Origin of the sequence: Acidithiobacillus marinus (assembly GCF_002847505.1) — a bacterium.
GTDB classification, from domain to species: domain Bacteria; phylum Pseudomonadota; class Gammaproteobacteria; order Acidithiobacillales; family Acidithiobacillaceae; genus Acidithiobacillus; species Acidithiobacillus marinus.
On sequence record NZ_MXAV01000004.1, the window covers coordinates 148,953 to 171,491 of the forward strand.

22 protein-coding genes and 4 tRNA genes are annotated in these 22,539 nt (G+C 54.2%); 25 read left to right on the forward strand and 1 reads right to left on the reverse strand.

The genetic code is table 11. The features are described 5' to 3' along the window. Nucleotides 1-65: 65 nt before the first annotated feature. Complete coding sequence (locus tag B1757_RS01340; RefSeq protein ID WP_101536611.1) at nt 66-701, reverse strand: OmpA family protein; 636 nt, start codon at nt 699-701, stop codon at nt 66-68. Nucleotides 702-962: 261 nt separating this feature from the next. On the opposite strand from B1757_RS01340, the gene B1757_RS01345 reads away from it, so the two are divergent. The 25 genes from B1757_RS01345 (at nt 963) to rpsC (ending at nt 22,531) form a co-directional block, all read left to right on the forward strand. Beyond that, nucleotides 963-1,047: transfer RNA gene (locus B1757_RS01345), tRNA-Tyr, on the forward strand. A gap of 44 nt (nt 1,048-1,091) precedes the next feature. Then, nucleotides 1,092-1,165 (forward strand) — tRNA-Gly (locus B1757_RS01350). Between the two features lie 7 nt (nt 1,166-1,172). Continuing rightward, nucleotides 1,173-1,248, forward strand: a tRNA-Thr gene (locus tag B1757_RS01355). Nucleotides 1,249-1,290: 42 nt separating this feature from the next. After that, a complete protein-coding gene (tuf, locus tag B1757_RS01360; protein WP_101536612.1) occupies nt 1,291-2,481 on the forward strand; it encodes an elongation factor Tu in 1,191 nt (396 codons plus the stop codon). A 52-nt stretch (nt 2,482-2,533) separates the two neighbouring features. Then, nucleotides 2,534-2,609, forward strand: a tRNA-Trp gene (locus B1757_RS01365). A gap of 20 nt (nt 2,610-2,629) precedes the next feature. After that, nucleotides 2,630-2,980 carry a preprotein translocase subunit SecE gene (secE, locus tag B1757_RS01370; protein WP_101536613.1) on the forward strand — a complete coding sequence of 117 codons (351 nt, stop codon included), beginning with the start codon at nt 2,630-2,632 and terminating at the stop codon, nt 2,978-2,980. Further along, a complete protein-coding gene (gene nusG, locus B1757_RS01375; protein ID WP_101536614.1) occupies nt 2,981-3,514 on the forward strand; it encodes a transcription termination/antitermination protein NusG in 534 nt (177 codons plus the stop codon). It abuts the gene before it with no gap. A gap of 53 nt (nt 3,515-3,567) precedes the next feature. Beyond that, nucleotides 3,568-3,996, forward strand: a complete 429-nt coding sequence (gene rplK, locus B1757_RS01380; RefSeq protein WP_101536615.1) for a 50S ribosomal protein L11 — start codon at nt 3,568-3,570, stop codon at nt 3,994-3,996. A gap of 3 nt (nt 3,997-3,999) precedes the next feature. Further along, nucleotides 4,000-4,692, forward strand: a complete 693-nt coding sequence (gene rplA / locus B1757_RS01385) for a 50S ribosomal protein L1 (RefSeq protein WP_101536616.1) — start codon at nt 4,000-4,002, stop codon at nt 4,690-4,692. 143 nt (nt 4,693-4,835) lie between these two features. Further along, complete coding sequence (gene rplJ, locus B1757_RS01390) at nt 4,836-5,357, forward strand: 50S ribosomal protein L10 (RefSeq protein WP_101536617.1); 522 nt, start codon at nt 4,836-4,838, stop codon at nt 5,355-5,357. A 28-nt stretch (nt 5,358-5,385) separates the two neighbouring features. Then, nucleotides 5,386-5,772 (forward strand): 50S ribosomal protein L7/L12, encoded by a 387-nt coding sequence (rplL, locus tag B1757_RS01395; RefSeq protein ID WP_101536618.1) that lies wholly within the window; start codon nt 5,386-5,388, stop codon nt 5,770-5,772. Nucleotides 5,773-5,897: 125 nt separating this feature from the next. Further along, nucleotides 5,898-9,986: a DNA-directed RNA polymerase subunit beta gene (rpoB, locus tag B1757_RS01400; protein ID WP_101536619.1), complete on the forward strand. Its 4,089-nt coding sequence runs from the start codon at nt 5,898-5,900 to the stop codon at nt 9,984-9,986. Between the two features lie 33 nt (nt 9,987-10,019). Beyond that, the gene (gene rpoC, locus B1757_RS01405; RefSeq protein WP_101536620.1) at nt 10,020-14,177 is read left to right on the forward strand and encodes a DNA-directed RNA polymerase subunit beta'; all 4,158 of its coding nucleotides are present in this window, start codon (nt 10,020-10,022) and stop codon (nt 14,175-14,177) included. 109 nt (nt 14,178-14,286) lie between these two features. Next, a complete protein-coding gene (gene rpsL / locus B1757_RS01410) occupies nt 14,287-14,658 on the forward strand; it encodes a 30S ribosomal protein S12 (protein WP_010641426.1) in 372 nt (123 codons plus the stop codon). 25 nt (nt 14,659-14,683) lie between these two features. Beyond that, nucleotides 14,684-15,154 (forward strand): 30S ribosomal protein S7, encoded by a 471-nt coding sequence (rpsG, locus tag B1757_RS01415; protein ID WP_101536621.1) that lies wholly within the window; start codon nt 14,684-14,686, stop codon nt 15,152-15,154. Nucleotides 15,155-15,186: 32 nt separating this feature from the next. Beyond that, entirely contained in the window at nt 15,187-17,286 is a 2,100-nt protein-coding gene (fusA, locus tag B1757_RS01420; RefSeq protein ID WP_101536622.1) for an elongation factor G, read from the forward strand. A gap of 20 nt (nt 17,287-17,306) precedes the next feature. Beyond that, nucleotides 17,307-18,497: an elongation factor Tu gene (gene tuf / locus B1757_RS01425; protein ID WP_101536612.1), complete on the forward strand. Its 1,191-nt coding sequence runs from the start codon at nt 17,307-17,309 to the stop codon at nt 18,495-18,497. After that, the gene (gene rpsJ / locus B1757_RS01430) at nt 18,497-18,805 is read left to right on the forward strand and encodes a 30S ribosomal protein S10 (protein WP_101536623.1); all 309 of its coding nucleotides are present in this window, start codon (nt 18,497-18,499) and stop codon (nt 18,803-18,805) included. The genes tuf (B1757_RS01425) and rpsJ overlap by 1 nt, the downstream gene beginning before the upstream one ends. A 20-nt stretch (nt 18,806-18,825) precedes the next feature. Next, the gene (gene rplC, locus B1757_RS01435; RefSeq protein WP_101536624.1) at nt 18,826-19,458 is read left to right on the forward strand and encodes a 50S ribosomal protein L3; all 633 of its coding nucleotides are present in this window, start codon (nt 18,826-18,828) and stop codon (nt 19,456-19,458) included. A gap of 11 nt (nt 19,459-19,469) precedes the next feature. After that, on the forward strand, nt 19,470-20,087 hold the full coding sequence (gene rplD, locus B1757_RS01440) for a 50S ribosomal protein L4 (RefSeq protein ID WP_101536625.1): 618 nt from the start codon (nt 19,470-19,472) through the stop codon (nt 20,085-20,087). Further along, nucleotides 20,084-20,377 carry a 50S ribosomal protein L23 gene (gene rplW, locus B1757_RS01445; RefSeq protein ID WP_101536626.1) on the forward strand — a complete coding sequence of 98 codons (294 nt, stop codon included), beginning with the start codon at nt 20,084-20,086 and terminating at the stop codon, nt 20,375-20,377. The genes rplD and rplW overlap by 4 nt, the downstream gene beginning before the upstream one ends. Nucleotides 20,378-20,393: 16 nt before the next feature. Next, nucleotides 20,394-21,218: a 50S ribosomal protein L2 gene (gene rplB, locus B1757_RS01450; protein ID WP_101536627.1), complete on the forward strand. Its 825-nt coding sequence runs from the start codon at nt 20,394-20,396 to the stop codon at nt 21,216-21,218. A gap of 18 nt (nt 21,219-21,236) precedes the next feature. Further along, the gene (gene rpsS / locus B1757_RS01455) at nt 21,237-21,512 is read left to right on the forward strand and encodes a 30S ribosomal protein S19 (protein ID WP_010639699.1); all 276 of its coding nucleotides are present in this window, start codon (nt 21,237-21,239) and stop codon (nt 21,510-21,512) included. A gap of 12 nt (nt 21,513-21,524) precedes the next feature. Further along, nucleotides 21,525-21,857 (forward strand): 50S ribosomal protein L22, encoded by a 333-nt coding sequence (rplV, locus tag B1757_RS01460; RefSeq protein ID WP_101536628.1) that lies wholly within the window; start codon nt 21,525-21,527, stop codon nt 21,855-21,857. An 11-nt stretch (nt 21,858-21,868) separates the two neighbouring features. Continuing rightward, nucleotides 21,869-22,531 (forward strand): 30S ribosomal protein S3, encoded by a 663-nt coding sequence (gene rpsC / locus B1757_RS01465; protein WP_101536629.1) that lies wholly within the window; start codon nt 21,869-21,871, stop codon nt 22,529-22,531. The last annotated feature ends 8 nt before the right edge of the window (nt 22,532-22,539 follow it).

Here is a 22,539-nt window from a genome sequence, read left to right on the forward strand (position 1 = left end):
GATGGAAAAACACATAAAAAAAGCGGATCAAACGAGATCCGCTTGGTATGGCTATTAAGCGCTTATCACTGAACAGTTTTTTGTACTTTGATGCTGGAGTTGATCTCTACACGCTGGTTCATGAAACGACCTTGCGAAGTGGCGTTGCTGGCGACGGGATCATTATAGGAATGACCTGTGAGAACCATGCGATCGCTGGAGACGCCGTGTCTGTTCAGATATTGTGCCACACTCTGGGCGCGCAACTTGGACAGCTTGAGGTTGTAGGCATAGCTGCCAACCTTGCTGCAATAACCATTGACGTCCAGCACTGCAGCGGGATGATTTTTGGCAAAATCAGCGACCTCGTCCAGAACCTTGATGTCATGATCGAGCAGCTTGTAGGAATCAAATTTGAAGTTGATGCCGGTAATGGTGATGGGCTTGCTGACCAGCACGGTGCGCTCTACGGGAGCAATGGGGGCAGGTGCAGGCGCAGGTGCAACAGCCACCGGTGCTGGCTTGGCCGGAGCGCAGTACTCAGGAACAGCACCATCGGTAACCGGGCGACCACCGCGAACGCAGGCACCGTTGGAAGTGACTACGGGTTTGCCCCCTGCTTGAATGGCATAACCCATGTAACCATTGTCGGCATAGGCTGTGCCGGCAAAAAGACCGCCGCTGATGGCAAGCATCAGGGTAATACGTTTAATATGTTGCATTTATAAACCCTCCTCTCAAGCCCGGGCAGAAATCTGCCTGGCAAAATCTAGAACTGCCACGCAAAGGATGTTGTAATTCGGCAACGATGTCAAGAAATAGGCACAAGTTAAGCTTTGCGAGGAAAGCTTTCACTGAATAAAAGCACGTTAAAGCGGGTAGCGCAGAGGCGCAAATATTTTTAAAGGAATTGTAGATGCCTTGCTTGCCTGAAATCTGTTGACAGACCCCTGCACTAAGCGGCACAATGCGCCGCTAATCGTGGAGGGGTTCCCGAGCGGTCAAAGGGATCAGACTGTAAATCTGACGGCTCTGCCTTCGGAGGTTCGAATCCTCCTCCCTCCACCATATTATAGATGTAAGTGTGTTAATTGGCGCGGGCCACAGTTTATGCGGGTGTAGTTCAATGGTAGAACCTCAGCCTTCCAAGCTGATGGTGTGGGTTCGATTCCCATCACCCGCTCCAGAAGTAGGCCCACATAGCTCAGGCGGTAGAGCACTTCCTTGGTAAGGAAGAGGTCACCGGTTCGAATCCGGTTGTGGGCTCCATATTGTTAATTTTCTTGGGTCTGTTTTCTTGGGGAGTTTCTGATGTCCAAAGGGAAATTTGAGCGGACGAAGCCGCATGTAAACGTGGGAACGATTGGTCACGTGGACCATGGGAAGACCACATTGACGGCGGCGCTGACGAAGGTGCTGTCGACGAAGTTTGGAGGCGAAGTAAGGGCCTATGATCAGATTGACAACGCCCCGGAAGAGCGGGCGCGTGGTATCACGATCGCGACCTCACACGTAGAGTACGAGACAGACACTCGTCACTACGCCCATGTGGACTGCCCGGGACACGCTGACTACGTCAAGAACATGATCACCGGAGCCGCACAGATGGACGGCGCGATTCTGGTGTGCTCAGCGGCTGACGGCCCCATGCCCCAGACTCGCGAACACATCCTGCTGGCGCGTCAGGTAGGCGTACCCTACATTGTTGTCTTCCTGAACAAGGCTGACATGGTAGATGACGCCGAGCTGCTGGAACTGGTGGAAATGGAAGTGCGCGAGCTCCTGTCCAAGTACGACTTCCCGGGTGACGACATCCCGGTCGTGATTGGCTCCGCCCTCAAGGCCCTGGAAGGGGATCAGAGCGACATCGGTGAGCCGGCCATCTTCAAGCTGGCGGACGCCCTGGACAGCTACATCCCGTTGCCGGAACGTCCGGTGGACAAGCCCTTCCTGATGCCCATTGAAGACGTATTCTCCATCTCCGGGCGCGGCACTGTGGTGACAGGGCGTATTGAGCGCGGCATTGTCAAGGTGGGCGATGAAATTGAAATCATCGGCATCCGCGACACCGCCAAGAGCATTGTGACCGGTGTAGAAATGTTCCGGAAGATTCTCGACCAGGGTCAGGCGGGCGACAACGTCGGTGTGCTGCTGCGCGGCACCAAGAAAGACGACGTCGAACGTGGACAGGTGTTGGCCAAGCCCGGCAGCATCAAGCCGCACACCCGTTTTGAAGCGGAAGTGTACGTATTGTCCAAGGAAGAAGGCGGCCGTCATACCCCGTTCTTCAATGGCTACCGTCCGCAGTTCTACTTCCGCACGACGGACGTGACGGGCGCGGTGGAGTTGCCGGAAGGCGTGGAGATGGTCATGCCGGGCGACAACATTCTGTTCAAGGTGGCCCTGATTGCCCCCATCGCGATGGAAGAAGGCTTGCGCTTTGCGGTGCGTGAAGGTGGCCGTACGGTGGGCGCCGGCGTGGTTTCCAAGGTGGTTGAGTAAGTTAGTAGCGTTGTAAAGTTGAACGGCGGCTTGTCCGCCGTTTGCCGTCTGCAGGGCAGTAGCTCAATTGGTAGAGCAGCGGTCTCCAAAACCGCAGGTTGGGGGTTCGATCCCCTCCTGCCCTGCCATTATTAAAGGTGCGGTGGTCATGTCGGAAAAAGTGAAGCTCTATTTTGCGGCAGGTTTCGCTGCCCTAGGGGTGTTCGCCTATTTTCTGATCCCCGCGCGTATCGGGACGTATTACCCGAGTGTTGGCCTTGCCGTCGGATTGCTGATTGCCGTCGGCTTGTTTGCCTATAGTGAAAGCGGAAAGAAGCTTTTAGTGTTTTTTCGAGAATCCTATCTTGAATTGCTGAAAGTCGTCTGGCCAACCCGCCCTGAAGTGCTGCGGAGTACTGCCATTATCATAGGGTTGATTGCCGTCATTGCGGCTTTTCTGTGGTTGGTCGATCTGGCACTCCTTGGTGTGGTACGGCTACTACTCGGAGGAGTTGGCTAAATGGCAATGCGTTGGTATGTAGTGCATGCATTCTCGGGTTTTGAGAAAAAGGTTCAGGCAGAAATACGCGAACGGGCACAGCGTGAAGGATTGGCCGATAGCTTTGGCGAAATCCTCGTACCCGTAGAAGAAGTCGTGGAAATGCGCAATGGCCAGAAGACTAATTCGCAGCGCATGTTTTATCCAGGCTACGTCCTGGTGCAAATGGAAATGGATGATACTACGTGGCACCTGGTCAAAAGTACCCCCAGGGTGACGGGTTTCGTCGGTGGCTCTGTGGGACGGCCCCACCCCCTCAGCGATGCTGAAACAGACGCTATTATGGATCGTATCAAGGAAGGTGTTGAAAAGCCGCGTCCCAAGTTCAGCTTCGATGCAGGTGAACAGGTGCGCGTCATTGACGGACCCTTCAAGGACTTCAATGGTGTGGTGGAAGAAGTCAATTTTGAAAAAAGCAAACTGCGGGTGTCGGTCACCATTTTTGGTCGGTCAACGCCGGTGGAGCTGGATTTTGGTCAGGTAGAAAAAGTCTGACGGTAACGTGACGAGGGAGCCTCGCGGCGCTTGCACCTCACAGGAGCTTAGTAATGGCAAAGAAAATAACGGGTTATATCAAGTTGCAGGTCAAGGCTACGCAAGCCAATCCGAGTCCGCCCATTGGTCCTGCACTGGGTCAGCGCGGTCTCAACATCATGGAGTTCTGTAAGGCCTTCAATGCCCAGACCCAGGGTGTGGAACCGGGTTTACCACTGCCGGTAGTGATCACGGTTTACGCTGATAAAAGTTTCACTTTTGAGGTCAAAACACCTCCGGCTGCAGTGCTGTTGATGAAAGCCGCTGGGTTGCCAAAGGGCAGTGGACGTCCCAATACGGTCAAGGTCGGCAAGGTGACGGAAGCGCAGATCGAAGAAATAGCCAAAACCAAAATGCCCGATCTGAACACCGAAAATCTGGAATCCGCCATGCGGAGTGTGCGCGGCACTGCCCGGAGTATGGGCCTGACGGTGGAGGGTTAAGACATGGGAAATAAATCCAAACGGACGCAGGCAGTTCGCGATATGGTAGATCGCAACCAGCGCTACAGTATTGAAGAAGCCCTGGAATTGGTCAAAAAAATGGCGACTGCCAAATTTGACGAGTCAGTGGATGTGGCAGTAGGTCTGGGTATTGATCCCCGTAAGTCGGATCAGGTAGTGCGCGGTGCGGTGGTGTTGCCCAACGGTACGGGTAAGCAGATGCGCGTCGCCGTTTTCGCTACGGCGGACAAGGCCAATGAAGCACGCGAAGCCGGTGCCGATATTGTCGGTATGGAAGATTTGGCGGAGCAGGTAAAAGCCGGTCAGATGGACTTTGATGTGGTCATTGCTACGCCCGATGCCATGCGCATTGTCGGTACCCTGGGTCCGGTACTCGGTCCCCGTGGTTTGATGCCAAACCCCAAGGTGGGCACGGTTACTGCGGATGTACGCACGGCGGTGACCAATGCCAAAGGTGGTCAGGTTCGCTATCGTGCGGATAAAGGGGGTATTGTCCATAGCAGCATTGGCAAATCCTCATTTGAAGCGAAAGCCCTGCACGAAAATTTGCTGGCACTGATCGATAGTTTGCGTAAAGCCAAGCCGGCCACCAGTAAGGGTATTTATATTCGCAAGGTCAGTTTGTCCCCGACCATGGGTCCGGGGGTCACGGTAGATCTTTCTGGTCTGGCGTAACAGTTTTCTGTCTTCGGACGGGAAAGTCGGCGTGAGCCGGCGTACAAAGACCGCAGGGGGCGCGAGCCTTAATGTTTTTCCCTGCGTAGGCGACGGCGCGCCAGCTTTCTGGCCGCCTCGGTAAGATAGGAGGTGACATTCACGTGAGCCTTAAACTCGCAGAAAAAGAACAGGTTGTCATCACCCTTCAGGCCAAAATCGCAGAGGCGCAAGCCACTGTGGTAGCAGAATATCGTGGTTTGACGGTGGCACAGATGACAGCATTTCGGGCTGAAGCAATGAAGCAGTCCGTACACGTTCAGGTGGTAAAAAATACGTTGTTGAAGCGGGCATTGGTGGGTACGCAGTTTGCAGTCATGGAACCTTTATTGAAAGGGCCTTTGGTGTTTGCAGCGGCAGAAGATCCAGTCGCGTTGGCGAAAATCTTTACGGATTTCTCCAAGCGTTTTGACAAGCTGGTGGTTACCGGTGGGGTACTGAGCGGCAAGCAGATTGATGCTGCGGCAATTGTGCAGTTGAGCAAAATGCCGTCTCGCGAGGAATTGCTGGCTAAATTGCTTGGCACCATGCAGGCACCTGTATCTGGTTTTGTACGTACTCTCAACGAGGTTCCGAGCCGATTTGTTCGGGTCCTTGCCGCAGTTCGCGATCAACGCGCTGCCTAACTCAAATTGATGATGAAGGAGTTGTAAAATGGCATTATCCAAAGAAGAAATTTTAGACGCTATTGCAGGCATGACAGTTCTGGAGCTTTCCGAACTGATCAAGGAAATGGAAGAAAAATTTGGTGTATCCGCAGCTGCAGTGGCAGTTGCTGCTCCTGCCGGCGGTGCTGCAGGTGGTGAAGGTGCTGCAGCTGGCGCAGAACAGACGGAGTTTGATGTCATTCTGACCGGTGCAGGTGCCAATAAGGTCAACACCATCAAGGTGGTGCGTGCCATTACCGGTCTGGGCCTGAAAGAAGCCAAGGATCTGGTGGACGGCGCTCCCAAAGCGGTCAAGGAAGGTGTTGCCAAGGCCGAGGCGGAAAGCGTCAAGGCGCAACTCGTCGAGGCGGGTGCCGAGGCGGAGATCAAGTAATCTGTTGTACCTGTACTGAGCAGTTTATCTGGCTGGCAACCGTAAAAGTTGCCAGCCCCTCATCGTTTGTGGAAAGCAGCTTTAAGCCTTGTCCCTAAACCTTGCAGTCGTTGCGCGGAGCATCCATGGCCTACTCTTTTACTGAAAAGAAACGGATTCGTAAAGACTTTGGCAAAAGCCAGAGCATTCTCGCAGTGCCATATCTGCTGGCTACGCAGATGGATTCTTACCGAGAGTTCCTCCAGGAGTCGGTGACTCCGGCGGCGCGCAAGGAGACGGGGTTAGAGGCGGTTTTCCGCTCGATTTTTCCCATGGAAAGTTATTCTGGCAATGCCATGCTGGATTATGTGTCCTATCGTTTGGAAAAACCGGCTTTTGATGTGGTGGAATGTCGTCAGCGAGGTCTGACCTATAATGCCGGATTGCGGGTGCGTTTGCGGCTGGCAATCATGGAAAAGGACGACAGCACCGGCGCCAAGCGTGTCAAAGATGTCAAGGAACAGGACGTGTACATGGGCGAAATCCCGCTCATGACCGAACATGGTTCTTTTGTCATCAATGGCACTGAGCGTATTATTGTGTCCCAGTTGCATCGTTCACCGGGTGTGTTTTTCGATCATGACCGGGGCAAGACCCATTCATCCGGCAAGTTGCTGTTCAATGCCCGGATTATTCCCTATCGCGGTTCCTGGCTGGATTTTGAGTTTGATCCCAAGGATCATGTCTACGCACGTATTGACCGGCGCCGTAAATTGCCAGCCACCACCCTCTTGCGTGCGCTCGGTTACAGTACCGAAGATATTCTCGAAATGTTTTTCGAAACAGATACCTTTCATATTCTCGATGGCGAGCTACATTATGATTTCATCCCGCAGCGTTTGCAGGGTGAAATTGCCAGTTTTGATATTGTCAATCCGGTAACAGGCGAGTTGTTGGTGGCTACGGGCAAGCGCATCACTGCCCGGCATATCAAGGCGATGGCCGAGGTTTCTGGTTTGCAGCAGCTGCCTGTACCCGATGTATTTGTGTTGGGCAAAGTTGTCGCAAAGGATGTGGTTCATCCAGAAACCGGCGAAGTATTGCTGGCTGTCAATGAACCCATTACCGGCGATGTGTTGGATGTGTTGCGCAAAGGACCATCTTTGTCCCTGCACACCCTGTATATCAACGAACTTGATCGCGGTCCCTATATCTCCGAGACCTTGCGCATTGATACTTCCCGTGATGCGCATGAAGCGCAGATGGAAATCTATCGGCTGATGCGCCCGGGTGAACCGCCCACCAAGGATGCTGCGCAGAATTTGTTCCAGGGTTTGTTCTTCAGTCCGGATCGCTACGATTTATCGACAGTGGGAAGGATGAAATTCAATCGCCGTGTGGGTCGTGAAGAAATAACCGGTCCTGGCGTGTTGAGCAGTGAAGACATTCTGGCTGTGCTTAAAGTGCTGGTGTCCCTGCGCAATGGTATCGGGGAGATTGATGACATCGATCATCTCGGCAATCGTCGGGTACGTTCGGTCGGTGAGTTGATGGAGAATCAGTTCCGGCTGGGATTGGTGCGCGTGGAAAGAGCCGTCAAAGATCGTCTGGCTCTGGCTGAAAGCGAAGGCTTGACGCCCCAGGACCTGATCAATGCCAAACCGATTGCAGCAGTCGTCAATGAGTTTTTTGGTTCCAGCCAGCTCTCCCAGTTCATGGACCAGACCAATCCCCTGTCGGAAGTCACCCACAAGCGCCGGGTTTCCGCCTTGGGGCCTGGTGGCTTGACCCGTGAACGGGCTGGTTTTGAAGTCCGTGACGTGCATCCCACCCATTATGGTCGCATCTGCCCGATTGAAACGCCGGAAGGCCCCAATATCGGTTTGATCAACAGCTTGTCCTGCTATGCCCGGACCAATGAGTACGGCTTTCTGGAAACTCCCTATCGGCGCGTTGTCGATCGTCGGGCGACGGACGAAATCGAGTATCTCTCCGCCATTGAAGAAGGGAACTACATGATTGCCCAGGCTAACTCGGCCTTGGACGAAAATGGTATTTTGGTCGATGAGCTGATCTCCTGCCGTTACAAGAACGAGACGACACTGGCGGGTTGCGATCAGGTGCAATTCATGGATATTTCACCGCGCCAGATTGTTTCGGTGGCGGCGAGTATGATTCCCTTCCTGGAGCATGACGATGCCAACCGCGCTCTGATGGGTTCGAACATGCAACGCCAGGCCGTACCTACCATCCGTTCCGACGCGCCCATGGTGGGCACGGGTATGGAGCGGGTGGTGGCCATCGATTCCGGTGCTGCTGTCGTTGCTCGCCGTGGTGGTGTAGTGGATATCGTCGACGGCGCGCGTATAGTTATTCGCGTCAACGATGAAGAGACCCTGGCGGAAGAGCCCGGCGTCGATATCTACAACCTGGTGAAGTATGCCCGCTCCAACCAGAACACTACATTGAATCAGCGACCGGTGGTGCAGGTCGGAGATGTGGTCAGTCGTGGTGACGTGCTGGCCGACGGTCCCAGTACCGAAATGGGTGAATTGGCACTCGGTCAGAACATGCTGGTGGCCTTTATGCCCTGGAATGGCTACAACTTTGAGGATTCCATTCTTATTTCGGAACGGGTAGTGGCGGAAGATCGCTACACCACCATCCATATTGAAGAGTTTCCAGTTTTTGCCCGGGACACCAAGTTGGGGCCGGAAGAAATCACCCGGGATATTCCCAACGTCGCCGAAGGTGCGCTCCGGCATTTGGATGAATCGGGTATTGTCATCATTGGCGCCGAACTGTCTCCGGGCGATATTTTGGTGGGCAAGGTTACGCCCAAGGGTGAAACCCAGCTAACCCCCGAAGAGAAACTGTTGCGGGCCATCTTCGGTGAGAAGGCTTCGGATGTGAAAGACAATTCCTTGCGCATGCCTGCGGGCATGTATGGAACGGTCATTGACGTTCAGGTGTTCACCCGGGATGGTATCGAGAAGGATGCGCGCGCCAAGTCCATCGAAGAACAGGAGTTGACGCGCATCCGTAAAGATCTGAACGATCAGTACCGGATTGTCGAAGAAGACAGCTATCAGCGTATTGAAAGGCAGTTGATCGGCAAGGTGGCTGAGGGCGGTCCCAAGGGACTGGCTGCTGGTAACAAGGTCACCAAGGCTTACCTGAAAGAACTGCCCCGGGCGCAATGGTTCGAAATTCGCCTGCGTTCTGATGAAGGGAATGATGCCCTGGAACAGATTCGTGCCCAGCTGGAAGAACAGCGGCAACGTCTGGATGCGGTGCTCGAAGAAAAGCGTCGCAAGCTGACCCAGGGAGATGATCTCAGCCCCGGCGTCCTGAAAATGGTCAAGGTGCATGTCGCCATCAAGCGGCAGCTGCAACCTGGCGATAAGATGGCTGGTCGCCACGGTAACAAGGGCGTGGTCTCCAAGATCGTACCGGTTGAGGATATGCCCCATCTGGCTGATGGGACCTCGGTCGATATCGTGCTCAATCCGCTGGGCGTGCCTTCGCGTATGAACGTAGGACAGATTCTGGAAACCCATCTGGGCTGGGCTGCCAAAGGGCTGGGTAAAAAAATTGCGGCCATGCTGGAAAGCGATCTGGCGATGCAGGAAATGCGCGCCTTCCTTGCTGAAATCTACAATCGGGCTGGCAAAAAAGAAGACCTCGACAGTCTCAGCGATGAGGAAATCAGGGTCCTGGCGCAAAATCTGCGCGGCGGTGTGCCCATGGCTACCCCCGTATTTGATGGCGCTGCCGAAGAAGAAATCCGTGACATGCTGGAGTTGGCGGGATTGCCACGCAGTGGTCAGGTGACTCTTTATGATGGCCGTACGGGAGATGCTTTTGATCGCCCGGTGACCGTGGGTTATCTCTACATGCTCAAGTTGCACCACTTGGTCGATGACAAGATGCACGCCCGCTCCACCGGACCCTACAGTCTGGTGACCCAGCAGCCTTTGGGTGGTAAGGCGCAATTCGGTGGTCAGCGCTTCGGTGAAATGGAGGTCTGGGCATTGGAAGCCTATGGTGCCGCCTATACCCTGCAGGAAATGCTGACCGTGAAATCCGATGACGTCAGTGGACGCAGTAAAATGTATGAGTCCATCGTCAAGGGAGATTTCCGCATGGATGCCGGAATGCCGGAGTCTTTCAACGTATTGTTGAAAGAGCTGCGTTCTCTGGGTATTGACATTGAATTGGAACAGTCCAAGTAATATTTCCGCCCCGGGCGGGCAAGGATGGATGCGTTGAAAGACTTACTGAAGCTCTTCAAACAAAACGATCAGCAGGAAGAATTTGATGCCATACGGATTGGCATAGCCTCTCCGGACAAGGTGCGTTCCTGGTCATTTGGGGAAGTAAAAAAGCCCGAAACCATTAATTACCGCACCTTCAAACCTGAGCGGGAAGGCTTGTTCTGCGCCAAGATATTCGGACCGATCAAGGACTACGAATGTTTGTGTGGCAAGTACAAGCGTCTCAAACACCGGGGTGTGGTCTGCGAAAAATGCGGCGTCGAAGTCACCCAGGCGCGGGTGCGCCGCGAGCGTATGGGCCATATTGAATTGGCCAGTCCGGTCGCGCATATCTGGTTCCTCAAGTCCCTGCCCAGCCGGATGGGCATGATTCTCGATATGCCGTTGCGGGATATTGAACGAGTCCTGTACTTTGAAGCCTATGTGGTGGTGGATCCCGGTGTGACGGCCCTCGAACGCGGCCTGATCATGAGTGAGGACCAGTACCTCGATGCCCTGGAAGAACATGGGGATGAGTTCGTGGCCAAGATGGGTGCGGAAGGCATTCGTGATCTGCTCCGGGGCATTCCTCTGGTGCAGGAAATCGAGCGGATTCGTAATGAACTGCGCGAGAGCAACTCCGACACCAAGACCAAAAAGCTGAGCAAGCGCCTGAAAATTCTGGAAGGCTTTGAGTCTTCCGGTAATCGTCCGGAATGGATGATCATGGAAGTGCTGCCGGTGCTACCGCCGGATTTGCGGCCGCTGGTACCCTTAGACGGCGGACGTTTTGCGACTTCTGACCTGAACGATCTATATCGTCGGGTGATTAACCGTAACAATCGACTCAAGCGCCTGCTCGAACTGAAGGCACCGGACATCATCGTCCGCAATGAAAAGCGCATGCTTCAGGAAGCAGTAGATGCCCTGCTGGATAATGGCCGGCGTGGTCGGGCCATTTCTGGTCCCAACAAGCGGCCCCTCAAGTCTCTGGCTGATATGATCAAAGGCAAGCAGGGCCGATTCCGTCAGAATTTGCTGGGCAAGCGGGTGGATTATTCCGGTCGTTCGGTGATTGTGGTGGGACCGGAATTGCGCCTGCACCAGTGCGGTCTGCCCAAGAAAATGGCACTCGAACTGTTCAAGCCATTCATTTTCAATAAGCTCGAAGAGCGCGGACTGGCGACGACCATCAAGGCAGCCAAACGTCTGGTCGAACAGGAAAAACCCGAAGTTTGGGATATTCTTGAAGAAGTCATTCGTGAGCATCCGGTCATGCTCAACCGTGCGCCGACCCTCCACCGTTTGGGTATCCAGGCTTTCGAGCCCGTATTGATCGAAGGCAAGGCCATTCAGCTGCATCCCTTGGTGTGTGCGGCCTATAACGCCGACTTTGATGGTGACCAGATGGCGGTACACGTACCGCTTTCACTAGAAGCCCAGCTCGAAGCCCGTACCTTGATGATGTCCACCAACAATATTCTCAGCCCGGCCAATGGTGATCCGGTCATCGTGCCGTCACAGGATATTGTGTTGGGCCTGTATTATGTCAGCCAGGAACGCGCCGATGCCAAAGGCACCGGCAGCATGTTCGCCGATATTCGCGAAGTGCGCCGGGCATATGATGCAGGGGAAGTCGGCCTGCACGCCCGCATCACTGTTCGTTTCCGGGGAGAACGCATCGAAACCACCGCTGGCCGCGCCCTGCTGGGGGATATTCTTCCCGAAGGCCTGCCTTTCACTGTCATTAACCGGGTGCTCAAGAAGAAAGTGATCGGCGAACTGATCAATACCTGTTATCGCCGTTTGGGTATTAAAGATACCGTCATTTTTGCGGATCAGCTCATGTACACCGGATTCCGCATGGCTACTCGGGCGGGCATTTCCTTTGGTGCCGGAGATATGGTCACTCCGCAGGAGAAAGAAGGCATTCTGAGCCGCTCCGAAGAGGAGGTAAAAGCCATACAGGCCCAATACACTTCGGGTCTGGTTACCGAGGGTGAACGCTATAACAAGGTGGTGGATATCTGGTCCAGAGCGACCGATGAGGTGGCGAAAGCCATGATGGATCGGGTCAGCAAGGAAACTGTCACTTTGCCGGACGGAAACAGCGTACAGCAGGATTCATTCAACTCCATCTTCATGATGGCCGACTCCGGCGCACGTGGTTCTGCTGCACAGATTCGCCAGTTGGCGGGTATGCGCGGGCTGATGGCCAAACCAGATGGTTCGATTATCGAGACACCCATTACGGCGAATTTCCGTGAAGGTCTCAACGTGCTGCAGTACTTCATATCCACCCACGGCGCACGGAAAGGCTTGGCGGATACCGCGCTGAAAACCGCTAATTCGGGTTATCTGACCCGTCGGTTAGTGGATGTGACCCAGGATCTGGTGGTAGTCGAGCACGATTGTGGCTCGGAAGATGGTCTGCCCATGACTTCGCTGGTGGAAGGGGGTGAAGTCATTGAACCCTTGCGTGATCGGGTACTTGGTCGGGTTATAGCCGAAGATCTGGTGCATCCCAATACCGGAGAGATTGTCATCGCCCGTAACACCCTGTTGACCGAACAGCATCTGGGTCAGCTGGATGAATTAGGTGTAGATGGCCTGAAAGTGCGCTCGCCGTTGACCTGCCATTCCCGGCATGGAGTTTGCGCTCTCTGCTATGGCCGCGATCTGGCCCGGGGGCATCTGGTCAACGCCGGTGAGGCGGTTGGGGTGATAGCCGCACAGTCCATTGGTGAGCCGGGCACCCAGCTGACCATGCGAACCTTCCACATCGGTGGTGCAGCCAGTCGTTCTGCCGCCCAGAGCAGTCTGGATGTGAAGCAGGGCGGAGTATTCCACTATCAGGCCAATCTGCGCGTGGTGACGCATGCGAGTGGACGTCATGTGGTAGTTGGCCGCAATGGTGAAGTCACGGTGACTGACGAGCAGGGCCGTGAAAAAGAACGCTACAAGATGCCCTATGGCGCCACTCTATTGGTGAGTGATAATGCCCCGGTGACTGCTGGCATGCGGGTAGCGGAATGGGATCCCCACACCCGTCCGATTGTCAGTGAAGTGGGCGGTAGGATCTCCCTCAAGGATGCGGTGGAAGGGGCCAGTGTCGCCATTCAGACCGATGAAATCACCGGGTTGTCGACCTTGATGGTGATTGACACCAAGCAGCGCCCCGCTCATGGTCGGGACTTGCGCCCGGTCATTAGTATCCTCGACGAAAAAGGCCAGGACCTGAAGCTTCCTGGTACCGATCTGCCGGCCCGTTATTTCCTGCCCGCCAGAGCCATTATCGCTGTTCAGGAAGGTATGGAAATTTTCCCGGGAGACATTCTTGCCAGGCTTCCTGCTGGTACCACAAAAACCCGTGATATTACGGGTGGTTTGCCACGTGTGGCCGAATTGTTCGAAGCCCGGCGTCCCAAGGATTTCGCGATTATTGCAGAACACGAAGGCATTATCGGATTTGGCAAGGATACCAAGGGCAAACAGCGTCTCATTATTACGGATGAAAATGGCGACCAGCACGAGTATCTGATTCCCAAGGGACGTCACGTTACCGTGTACGAGGGTGAGCGTGTGGTTCCCGGTGAGCAGCTGGTAGAAGGGCAACCGGTGCCCCACGACATCTTGCGGGTACTGGGTGTCCAGGCCCTCGCCAATTACATCGTCGACGAAGTCCAGGACGTGTATCGTCTGCAGGGCGTGCGGATTAATGACAAGCACATCGAAGTGATTCTCCGACAGATGCTGCGTCGGGTGGAAGTAACGTCCAGTGGGGATGGCACCTTTATCCCCGGAGATCAGGTCGATCGGGCACGGGTGGAAGACGAAAATTTCCAGCTGGAACGGGAAGGTAAGGAAGTCGCTCGCTTTAACCCCATGTTGCTGGGTATTACCAAAGCCAGCTTGTCTACCGAGTCCTTCATATCGGCGGCAAGCTTCCAGGAAACCACCCGCGTTCTGACCGAAGCGGCGGTTTCCGGAAAACTGGATGACCTGCGAGGCCTCAAGGAAAATGTCATTGTGGGGCGTCTGGTTCCTGCAGGTACCGGTCTGGCTTATCACGAACACCGGCGGCGCTTGAATCGCGGCGAAAGCCTCAGCACCGTGACAGAATCAGCTGCAGTGCTGACAGAAACACTGCTGGATAGCGAAAGCTCGTAATTTTGTAAGGTATGTCCGAGGCTTGCCTTGACAGTCAGGGCAAGCCTCACTAGAATGCGCCCTCTCATCGGTGAGGCTGGGTGCCATCATCGTACTCTGGAGATTGTAAATGCCCACATTAAATCAACTCGTGCGCAAGCCACGCAAGCGGCCTGTCGCCAAAAGTAAGGTGCCAGCCCTGGATGCGAATCCACAAAAGCGTGGAGTGTGCACCCGTGTGTACACCACAACACCAAAAAAGCCGAACTCGGCTTTGCGTAAGGTCGCCCGTGTGCGTCTGACGAATGGTTTTGAGGTCAGTAGCTACATTCCTGGTGAAGGCCATAACCTGCAGGAACACTCGGTGGTATTGATCCGTGGTGGTCGTGTCAAGGATTTGCCCGGCGTTCGTTATCATATTGTGCGTGGTACCCTGGATACTGCTGGCGTGAAAAACCGCAAACAGTCCCGCTCCAAGTACGGCGCCAAGCGTCCCAAATAAGCAAAATTGAAGGAGTTGTTGCGCCATGCCCAGACGTCGTGAAGTCCCCAAGCGGATTGTTCTACCGGATCCTAAATATAAAGAAGAAATCATCGCCAAATTTGCCAATGTCATGATGCGTGACGGTAAAAAAAGTACGGCGGAAAAAATCGTTTATGGTGCCCTCGATATGGTGGCGGAGCGCAGCAAGAATGATGCGCTCGAAGTATTCCGCAAGGCCATCGACAACGTTCGTCCGGTGGTAGAAGTGAAGAGCCGCCGCGTAGGTGGTGCCACCTATCAGGTCCCGGTAGAAATACGCTCAGACCGCAGAATGGCATTGGCCATGCGCTGGTTACGTGACTCGGCGCGCAAGCGTAACGAAAAATCCATGGGCAACCGACTGGCTGCCGAAATTCTGGAAGCCGCAGAAAATCGTGGTAACGCCGTGCGCAAGCGGGAAGAAACCCATCGCATGGCCGAAGCCAACAAGGCTTTTGCCCATTTCCGCTGGTAATTGACCGGACTCTGAACCAAAAGGACTAAACTGTGGCTCGCACGACCCCCATTGAACGTTATCGCAATATCGGCATTATGGCGCACATTGATGCCGGCAAAACGACTACCACTGAGCGTATCTTGTTTTACACAGGTGTGTCCCACAAGATAGGCGAAGTGCATGAGGGTACCGCCGTCATGGACTGGATGGCCCAGGAGCAGGAGCGCGGGATCACCATCACCTCGGCAGCCACCACCTGTTTCTGGAAAGGCATGGATGGGCAACGTGCGGAACACCGCATCAACATCATTGATACCCCCGGACACGTGGACTTTACCATCGAGGTGGAGCGCTCCTTGCGGGTCCTGGACGGTGCCATGGCGGTTTTCTGTGCGGTAGGCGGGGTGCAGCCCCAGTCTGAAACCGTATGGCGTCAGGCCAACAAATACAAGGTTCCCCGTATTGCTTTTGTGAACAAGATGGATCGTCAGGGGGCGAACTTCAAACGGGTCGTGGAACAGATTGAGGCTCGGCTGAAGGGTAATCCGGTCCCGATTCAGTTGCCCATTGGTGAAGAAGATCGCTTCAAAGGCGTTATTGACCTGATGAAAATGAAGTCCATCAATTGGGATGATGCGCTTCAGGGAACGCGGTTTACCGAAGAGGAAATACCTGCCGATATGCGCGAGGAAGCGGAAGCTGCCCGGCATTTCATGGTCGAAGCCATTGCCGATGCCGACGAAGACATCATGATGAAATATCTGGAAGGTGAAGAAATCACCATTCCCGAGTTGCAGGCGGCCCTGCGCAAGGCAACCATCTCTGGCAACGTGGTGCCGGTACTTTGTGGTAGTGCTTTTAAAAATAAGGGCGTTCAAGCCGCGCTGGACGCCGTTCTTGATTATCTTCCGTCACCGATTGATATTGAGGCGGTGGTCGGCGTTGATCCGGATTCTGGCGTGGAGGTTCTGCGCTCAGCAGATGATGAAGAACCTTTTTCGGCTTTGGCATTTAAAATCGCCACCGACCCCTTTGTTGGTCAGTTGACTTTTTTCCGGGTGTATTCTGGGGTATTGGCCGCAGGTTCAACCGTGTTGAATCCTGGTCGCAATCAGAAAGAACGTATTGGTCGCGTATTGCAGATGCATGCCAATGAACGTCATGAAATCAAAGAGGTTCTGGCCGGCGATATCGCTGCAGCAGTAGGATTGAAAACCGCTTACACCGGTGACACCCTCTGCGATCTCAATAAACCGATTTCCTTGGAGCAGATGGAATTTCCGGAGCCGGTGATTCATGTTGCCGTGGAGCCAAAAACCAAGGCCGACCAGGAAAAAATGGGAATTGCTCTGGGTAAGTTAGCCCAGGAAGATCCTTCGTTCCGGGTGCGCACCGACCAGGAGTCAGGCCAGACCATCATTTCCGGTATGGGTGAGTTGCATCTGGAGATTATTGTCGACCGCATGAAGCGGGAATTCAACGTCGAAGCCACTGTCGGTGCACCCCAAGTTGCTTATCGTGAAACGATCCGTAGGTCGGTTGAGTCTGAAGGAAAATTTGTTCGGCAGTCTGGAGGTCGTGGACAATACGGTCACGTCTGGCTGCGTCTGGAACCCCTGGAGCCAGGCAGCGGCTTTATTTTCGAAAATGCTGTAGTGGGCGGCACGGTTCCTAAAGAATTTATCGGTCCGACCGAAAAAGGTGTTGAAGAAGCCCTCGAAAATGGTATCATCGCCGGCTTCCCTGTGGTGGACGTCAAGGTCACTATATTTGATGGTTCGTACCATGATGTCGACTCATCGGAAGCGGCCTTCAAGATAGCGGGTTCCATGGGTTTCAAGGCGGGTGCCGCAAAAGCCAATCCCGTCCTGCTTGAACCGATATTTGCTGTTGAAGTGGTGACACCAGAAGAATACATGGGTGACATCATCGGCGACATCAATAGTCGGCGCGGCATGATGCAGGGCATGGAAGATGAAGCGGGCGCTAAGGTGATTCGCTGTGAAGTGCCGTTGTCGGAAATGTTTGGTTATGCCACCACCGTGCGTTCGCTTTCGCAGGGTCGCGCCACCTACACCATGCAGTTTGAGAAGTATATGGAAGTCCCCGGCCATGTGGCCGAGGCTATTGTCAAGAAAAGTCAGCGCTAGTCGTAACGGGAGAGTTCAAGATGTCCAAAGGGAAATTTGAGCGGACGAAGCCGCATGTAAACGTGGGAACGATTGGTCACGTGGACCATGGGAAGACCACATTGACGGCGGCGCTGACGAAGGTGCTGTCGACGAAGTTTGGAGGCGAAGTAAGGGCCTATGATCAGATTGACAACGCCCCGGAAGAGCGGGCGCGTGGTATCACGATCGCGACCTCACACGTAGAGTACGAGACAGACACTCGTCACTACGCCCATGTGGACTGCCCGGGACACGCTGACTACGTCAAGAACATGATCACCGGAGCCGCACAGATGGACGGCGCGATTCTGGTGTGCTCAGCGGCTGACGGCCCCATGCCCCAGACTCGCGAACACATCCTGCTGGCGCGTCAGGTAGGCGTACCCTACATTGTTGTCTTCCTGAACAAGGCTGACATGGTAGATGACGCCGAGCTGCTGGAACTGGTGGAAATGGAAGTGCGCGAGCTCCTGTCCAAGTACGACTTCCCGGGTGACGACATCCCGGTCGTGATTGGCTCCGCCCTCAAGGCCCTGGAAGGGGATCAGAGCGACATCGGTGAGCCGGCCATCTTCAAGCTGGCGGACGCCCTGGACAGCTACATCCCGTTGCCGGAACGTCCGGTGGACAAGCCCTTCCTGATGCCCATTGAAGACGTATTCTCCATCTCCGGGCGCGGCACTGTGGTGACAGGGCGTATTGAGCGCGGCATTGTCAAGGTGGGCGATGAAATTGAAATCATCGGCATCCGCGACACCGCCAAGAGCATTGTGACCGGTGTAGAAATGTTCCGGAAGATTCTGGATCAGGGTCAGGCGGGCGACAACGTCGGCGTGCTACTGCGCGGCACCAAGAAAGACGACGTCGAACGTGGGCAGGTGTTGGCCAAGCCCGGCAGCATCAAGCCGCACACCCGTTTTGAAGCAGAAGTGTACGTATTGTCCAAGGAAGAAGGCGGCCGTCATACCCCGTTCTTCAATGGCTACCGTCCGCAGTTCTACTTCCGCACGACGGACGTGACGGGCGCGGTGGAATTGCCGGAAGGTGTAGAGATGGTCATGCCGGGCGACAATATTTTGTTCAAGGTGGCCCTGATTGCCCCCATCGCGATGGAAGAAGGCTTGCGCTTTGCGGTGCGTGAAGGTGGCCGTACGGTGGGCGCCGGCGTGGTTTCCAAGGTGGTCGAATAATGGATAGCTCAAAAATTCGTATTCGTCTGAAATCCTTTGATTACCGCATGTTGGATATTTCTGCTGCGGAAATCGTCGAAACTGCGCGACGGACTGGTGCGCGGGTCTGTGGCCCAATACCGTTGCCTACCAAAATTGAACGGTTTACTGTGCTGCGTTCACCCCATGTGGACAAAAATGCACGCGATCAGTTTGAACAGCGGACGCATAAGCGTTTGCTCGACATCCTTGATCCCAATGATAAAACCGTGGATGCGCTGATCAAGTTGGATCTTGCAGCGGGTGTCGATGTCGAGATCAAGCTGTAATTGTTAGAAAGGACAAGAAAATGGTAATGGGTCTGATCGGACGGAAAGTGGGCATGACACGCATCCTCTCGGATGACGGTCGGGTGTTGCCGGTAACCGTCATTCATGTGGCACCTAACCGGGTGACACAGATTAAAGATATCGCCACGGATGGTTACTGTGCAGTGCAGGTAGCTTGTGGTGAGCGTCGTCCACAACGGGTCACCTCTGCCTTGGCAGGTCATTTCCGTAAAAGTGGCGTTGTTCCCGGTCGTCTGCTCAGGGAATTTCGCATTGAGGACACAGGCAGCTATACCCAGGGCGCCGAGATTGGCCTGGATATTTTTAGTGCCGGACAGAAGGTTGACGTTACTGGAACCAGTAAAGGTAAAGGCTTTGCAGGTGCCATCAAACGTCATAACTTCCGCAGTAACCGCGCCAGTCACGGTAACTCACGCGCTCACAATGCACCTGGATCCATTGGCTGTCGTCAGACTCCCGGCCGCGTTTTTAAAGGTAAGAAAATGGCTGGACATCTGGGTGATGAACAGGTGACCACCCTTAATCTGGAGTTGGTGCGCATTGATGAAGCCAGACAATTGCTGATGATCAAGGGTGCGGTGCCCGGTGCGCGTGATGCTGACGTCATTGTGCGTCCGGCAGTGCGCGGTTAGGAGAGATAAACATGCAAGTCCAAAGTCTTGAAATCAGCAGCGGCAAAAATACTGCCATTGAAGTGGCTGATGGTGTGTTTGACGTGCCTTACAACGAAGCACTGCTGCATCAGGTGGTCGTGGCTCAGCATGCGGGCATGCGGGCCGCTACCGCGCACCAGAAAAATCGATCCGCAGTGCGTGGCGGTGGTCGTAAGCCTTGGAAACAAAAAGGTACGGGTCGCGCTCGTGCTGGCACGATTCGCAGTCCGATATGGCGTGGCGGTGGTCGCGTGTTTCCTGCTGGTGGTGAAAACTACCAGCAAAAGATCAACAAAAAAATGTGGGCCGGTGCGATGCGCACTGTCTTGGCGGAGTTGATGCGCCAAGGACGTCTGCAGGTCATCCAGCAGGAGGATTTTGCAGAGGCCCGGAGCAAAAATGCCCGTGAATGGATTGAACGTGCCGGTGGTACGGACTTTCTCTTGGTGATGGGCGAAGTTCCGATCAATCTGTTTCTGAGCCTGCGCAATTTTCCCAGGGTCGGCATTGCAGGTTGGCAGGATATCGGTCCTGCAGATCTGCTCCAGTATGGTCGCGTCCTGATGGATCAGGATGCGGTCATGAAATTAGGTGAGGTGTACGGATGAATGCGGAACGTAAATATCTGGTCTTGTTGGCACCCGTCATCAGTGAAAAAAGCACCATGGTTCAGCAGAAGGCTAACCAGTTTGTGTTTAAAGTAGCGCGGGATTCCACCAAACTGGAAATCAAGGCTGCCGTAGAAAAACTTTTTGAAGTTCAGGTGTTGTCTGTTCAAACCTGTAACTACATGGGCAAGGAAAAGCGCATGGGTCGTCATGTCGGTCGTCGCTCTTCCTGGAAGAAGGCTTATGTACGTCTGGCTGAAGGCAATAGCATCGACTACGGCGTGGCCTGAGGAAAGGATCTGAAAAATGGCACTGATTAAAACTAAACCCACCTCTGCCGGCCGACGTTTTGTCGTCAAAAGCGTGGATTCCCGCCTGCACAAGGGCGATCCGTATCCGGGGCTGGTGGAGTCACAATCTCATAGTGGCGGTCGGAATAACCACGGACGCATTACCCGTCGGCATCAGGGCGGGGGGCACAAATCCCACTATCGGCTGATTGATTTCAAGCGTAATAAATTTGATGTTCCTGGTAAGGTGGAACGTCTGGAGTATGATCCCAATCGTTCCGCCCACATTGCTTTGATATGTTATGTGGATGGTGAACGCCGTTACATTCTTGCCACCAAAGGCATGAATGTTGGCGATCCCATTCTTTCTGCCGATCAGACACCCATCAAGCCAGGTAACTGCATGCCCTTGCGTGGCATTCCTGTGGGCTCGGTGGTGCACAATATTGAAATGCGCCCTGGCAAGGGTGGTCAGATAGCCCGCTCCGCCGGTGCTTCTGCACAGCTCATGGCTCGTGACGGTGAATATGCGCAATTGCGTTTACGCTCTGGTGAAGTTCGGCGAATTCATGTATCCTGCCGCGCTACCATTGGCGAGGTCGGTAACGAAGAACACGGCTCTCAACAATTGGGTAAGGCAGGTGCGACCCGTTGGCGTGGTGTGCGTCCTACCGTACGTGGTGTGGTCATGAATCCAGTAGACCATCCTCACGGTGGTGGTGAAGGCCGCACCTCTGGTGGTCGTCATCCGGTTTCGCCATGGGGGCAGCCGACCAAAGGGTATCGTACCCGTAAAAACAAGCGTACAAGCAATATGATTGTACGGCGTCGTTCGCGTTAGTGGTAAAGGGGATTTGACGTGCCACGTTCCATTAAAAAAGGTCCGTTCATTGATGAGCATCTGGACCGTAAAGTACAAAGTGCTCAGGCGAGTAGTAGTCGGCGTCCGATCAAAACCTGGTCGCGCCGCTCCACGATCACGCCTGACTTCATCGGTCTGACCATCAGTGTTCATAATGGTCGTCAGCATATTCCCGTAGTGGTCAACGAGAATATGGTAGGCCATAAGCTCGGTGAATTTGCCTTGACCCGGACCTTCAAAGGTCATGTGGCTGACAAAAAAGCCAAGCGCTAAAAGGGGATAAGGATGAAATCATCAGCGGTACTCAAAGGACTTCAGATGTCTCCGCAGAAGGCGCGCTTGGTTGCTGATCTGGTGCGTGGCAAGCCCGTCGACAAGGCTCTGGAGATTTTGCAGTTCACTAACAAGAAAGCGGCATTACCGATTCGCAAGTGCCTGGAATCTGCTATTGCCAATGCTGAAAACAATGAAGGTGCCGATGTGGACGCTCTTTACGTCGAACAGATCTTGATTGACGGTGGTGCGGTACTGAAGCGCTTTGCGGCTCGGGCAAAAGGTCGGGGCTCCCGGATCCTGAAAAGGACCAGCCATATTACGATTGTGGTCGCAGAGAGTTAACTGAGGAAGCTATGGGACAAAAAACCAATCCAGTCGGACTGCGTCTGGGAATCATTAAGAATTGGAACTCCCGCTGGTACGGGAAGGGCGATTTCCAGGAAAAACTGCTGGAAGACATTAAAATCCGTCAGTTTATTCGCAATCGTCTTTCTGGTGGTGCGGTTTCTGACATCATCATTGAGCGTCCTGCGCGCAGCGCACGGATCACTGTACATACTGCCCGCCCCGGCATTGTGATCGGTAAGAAAGGCGAGGATATCGAGAAGCTCCGCCATGATGTGCAGAAACGCATGGGTGTGCCGGTACACATCAATGTGGAAGAAATACGCAAGCCGGAACTTGATGCGCAATTGGTAGCCGAAAGTGTGGCGCAGCAATTAGAGCGCCGGATCATGTTCCGCAGGGCTATGAAGCGCGCGGTGACAAATGCCATGCGCTTTGGTGCCTTGGGTATGCGCATCAATTGCGCAGGCCGTCTGGGCGGTGCCGAGATTGCCCGTACCGAATGGTATCGTGAAGGCCGGGTGCCTTTGCACACTTTGCGGGCAGATATCGACTATGGATTTGCTGAGGCCAAGACAACCTACGGCATCATTGGCGTCAAGGTATGGATTTTTAAAGGCGAGATTCTGGAATGGAGCACGGTGCAAAATGCCGCTGCTCACCAGAAGTGATAGGAGCT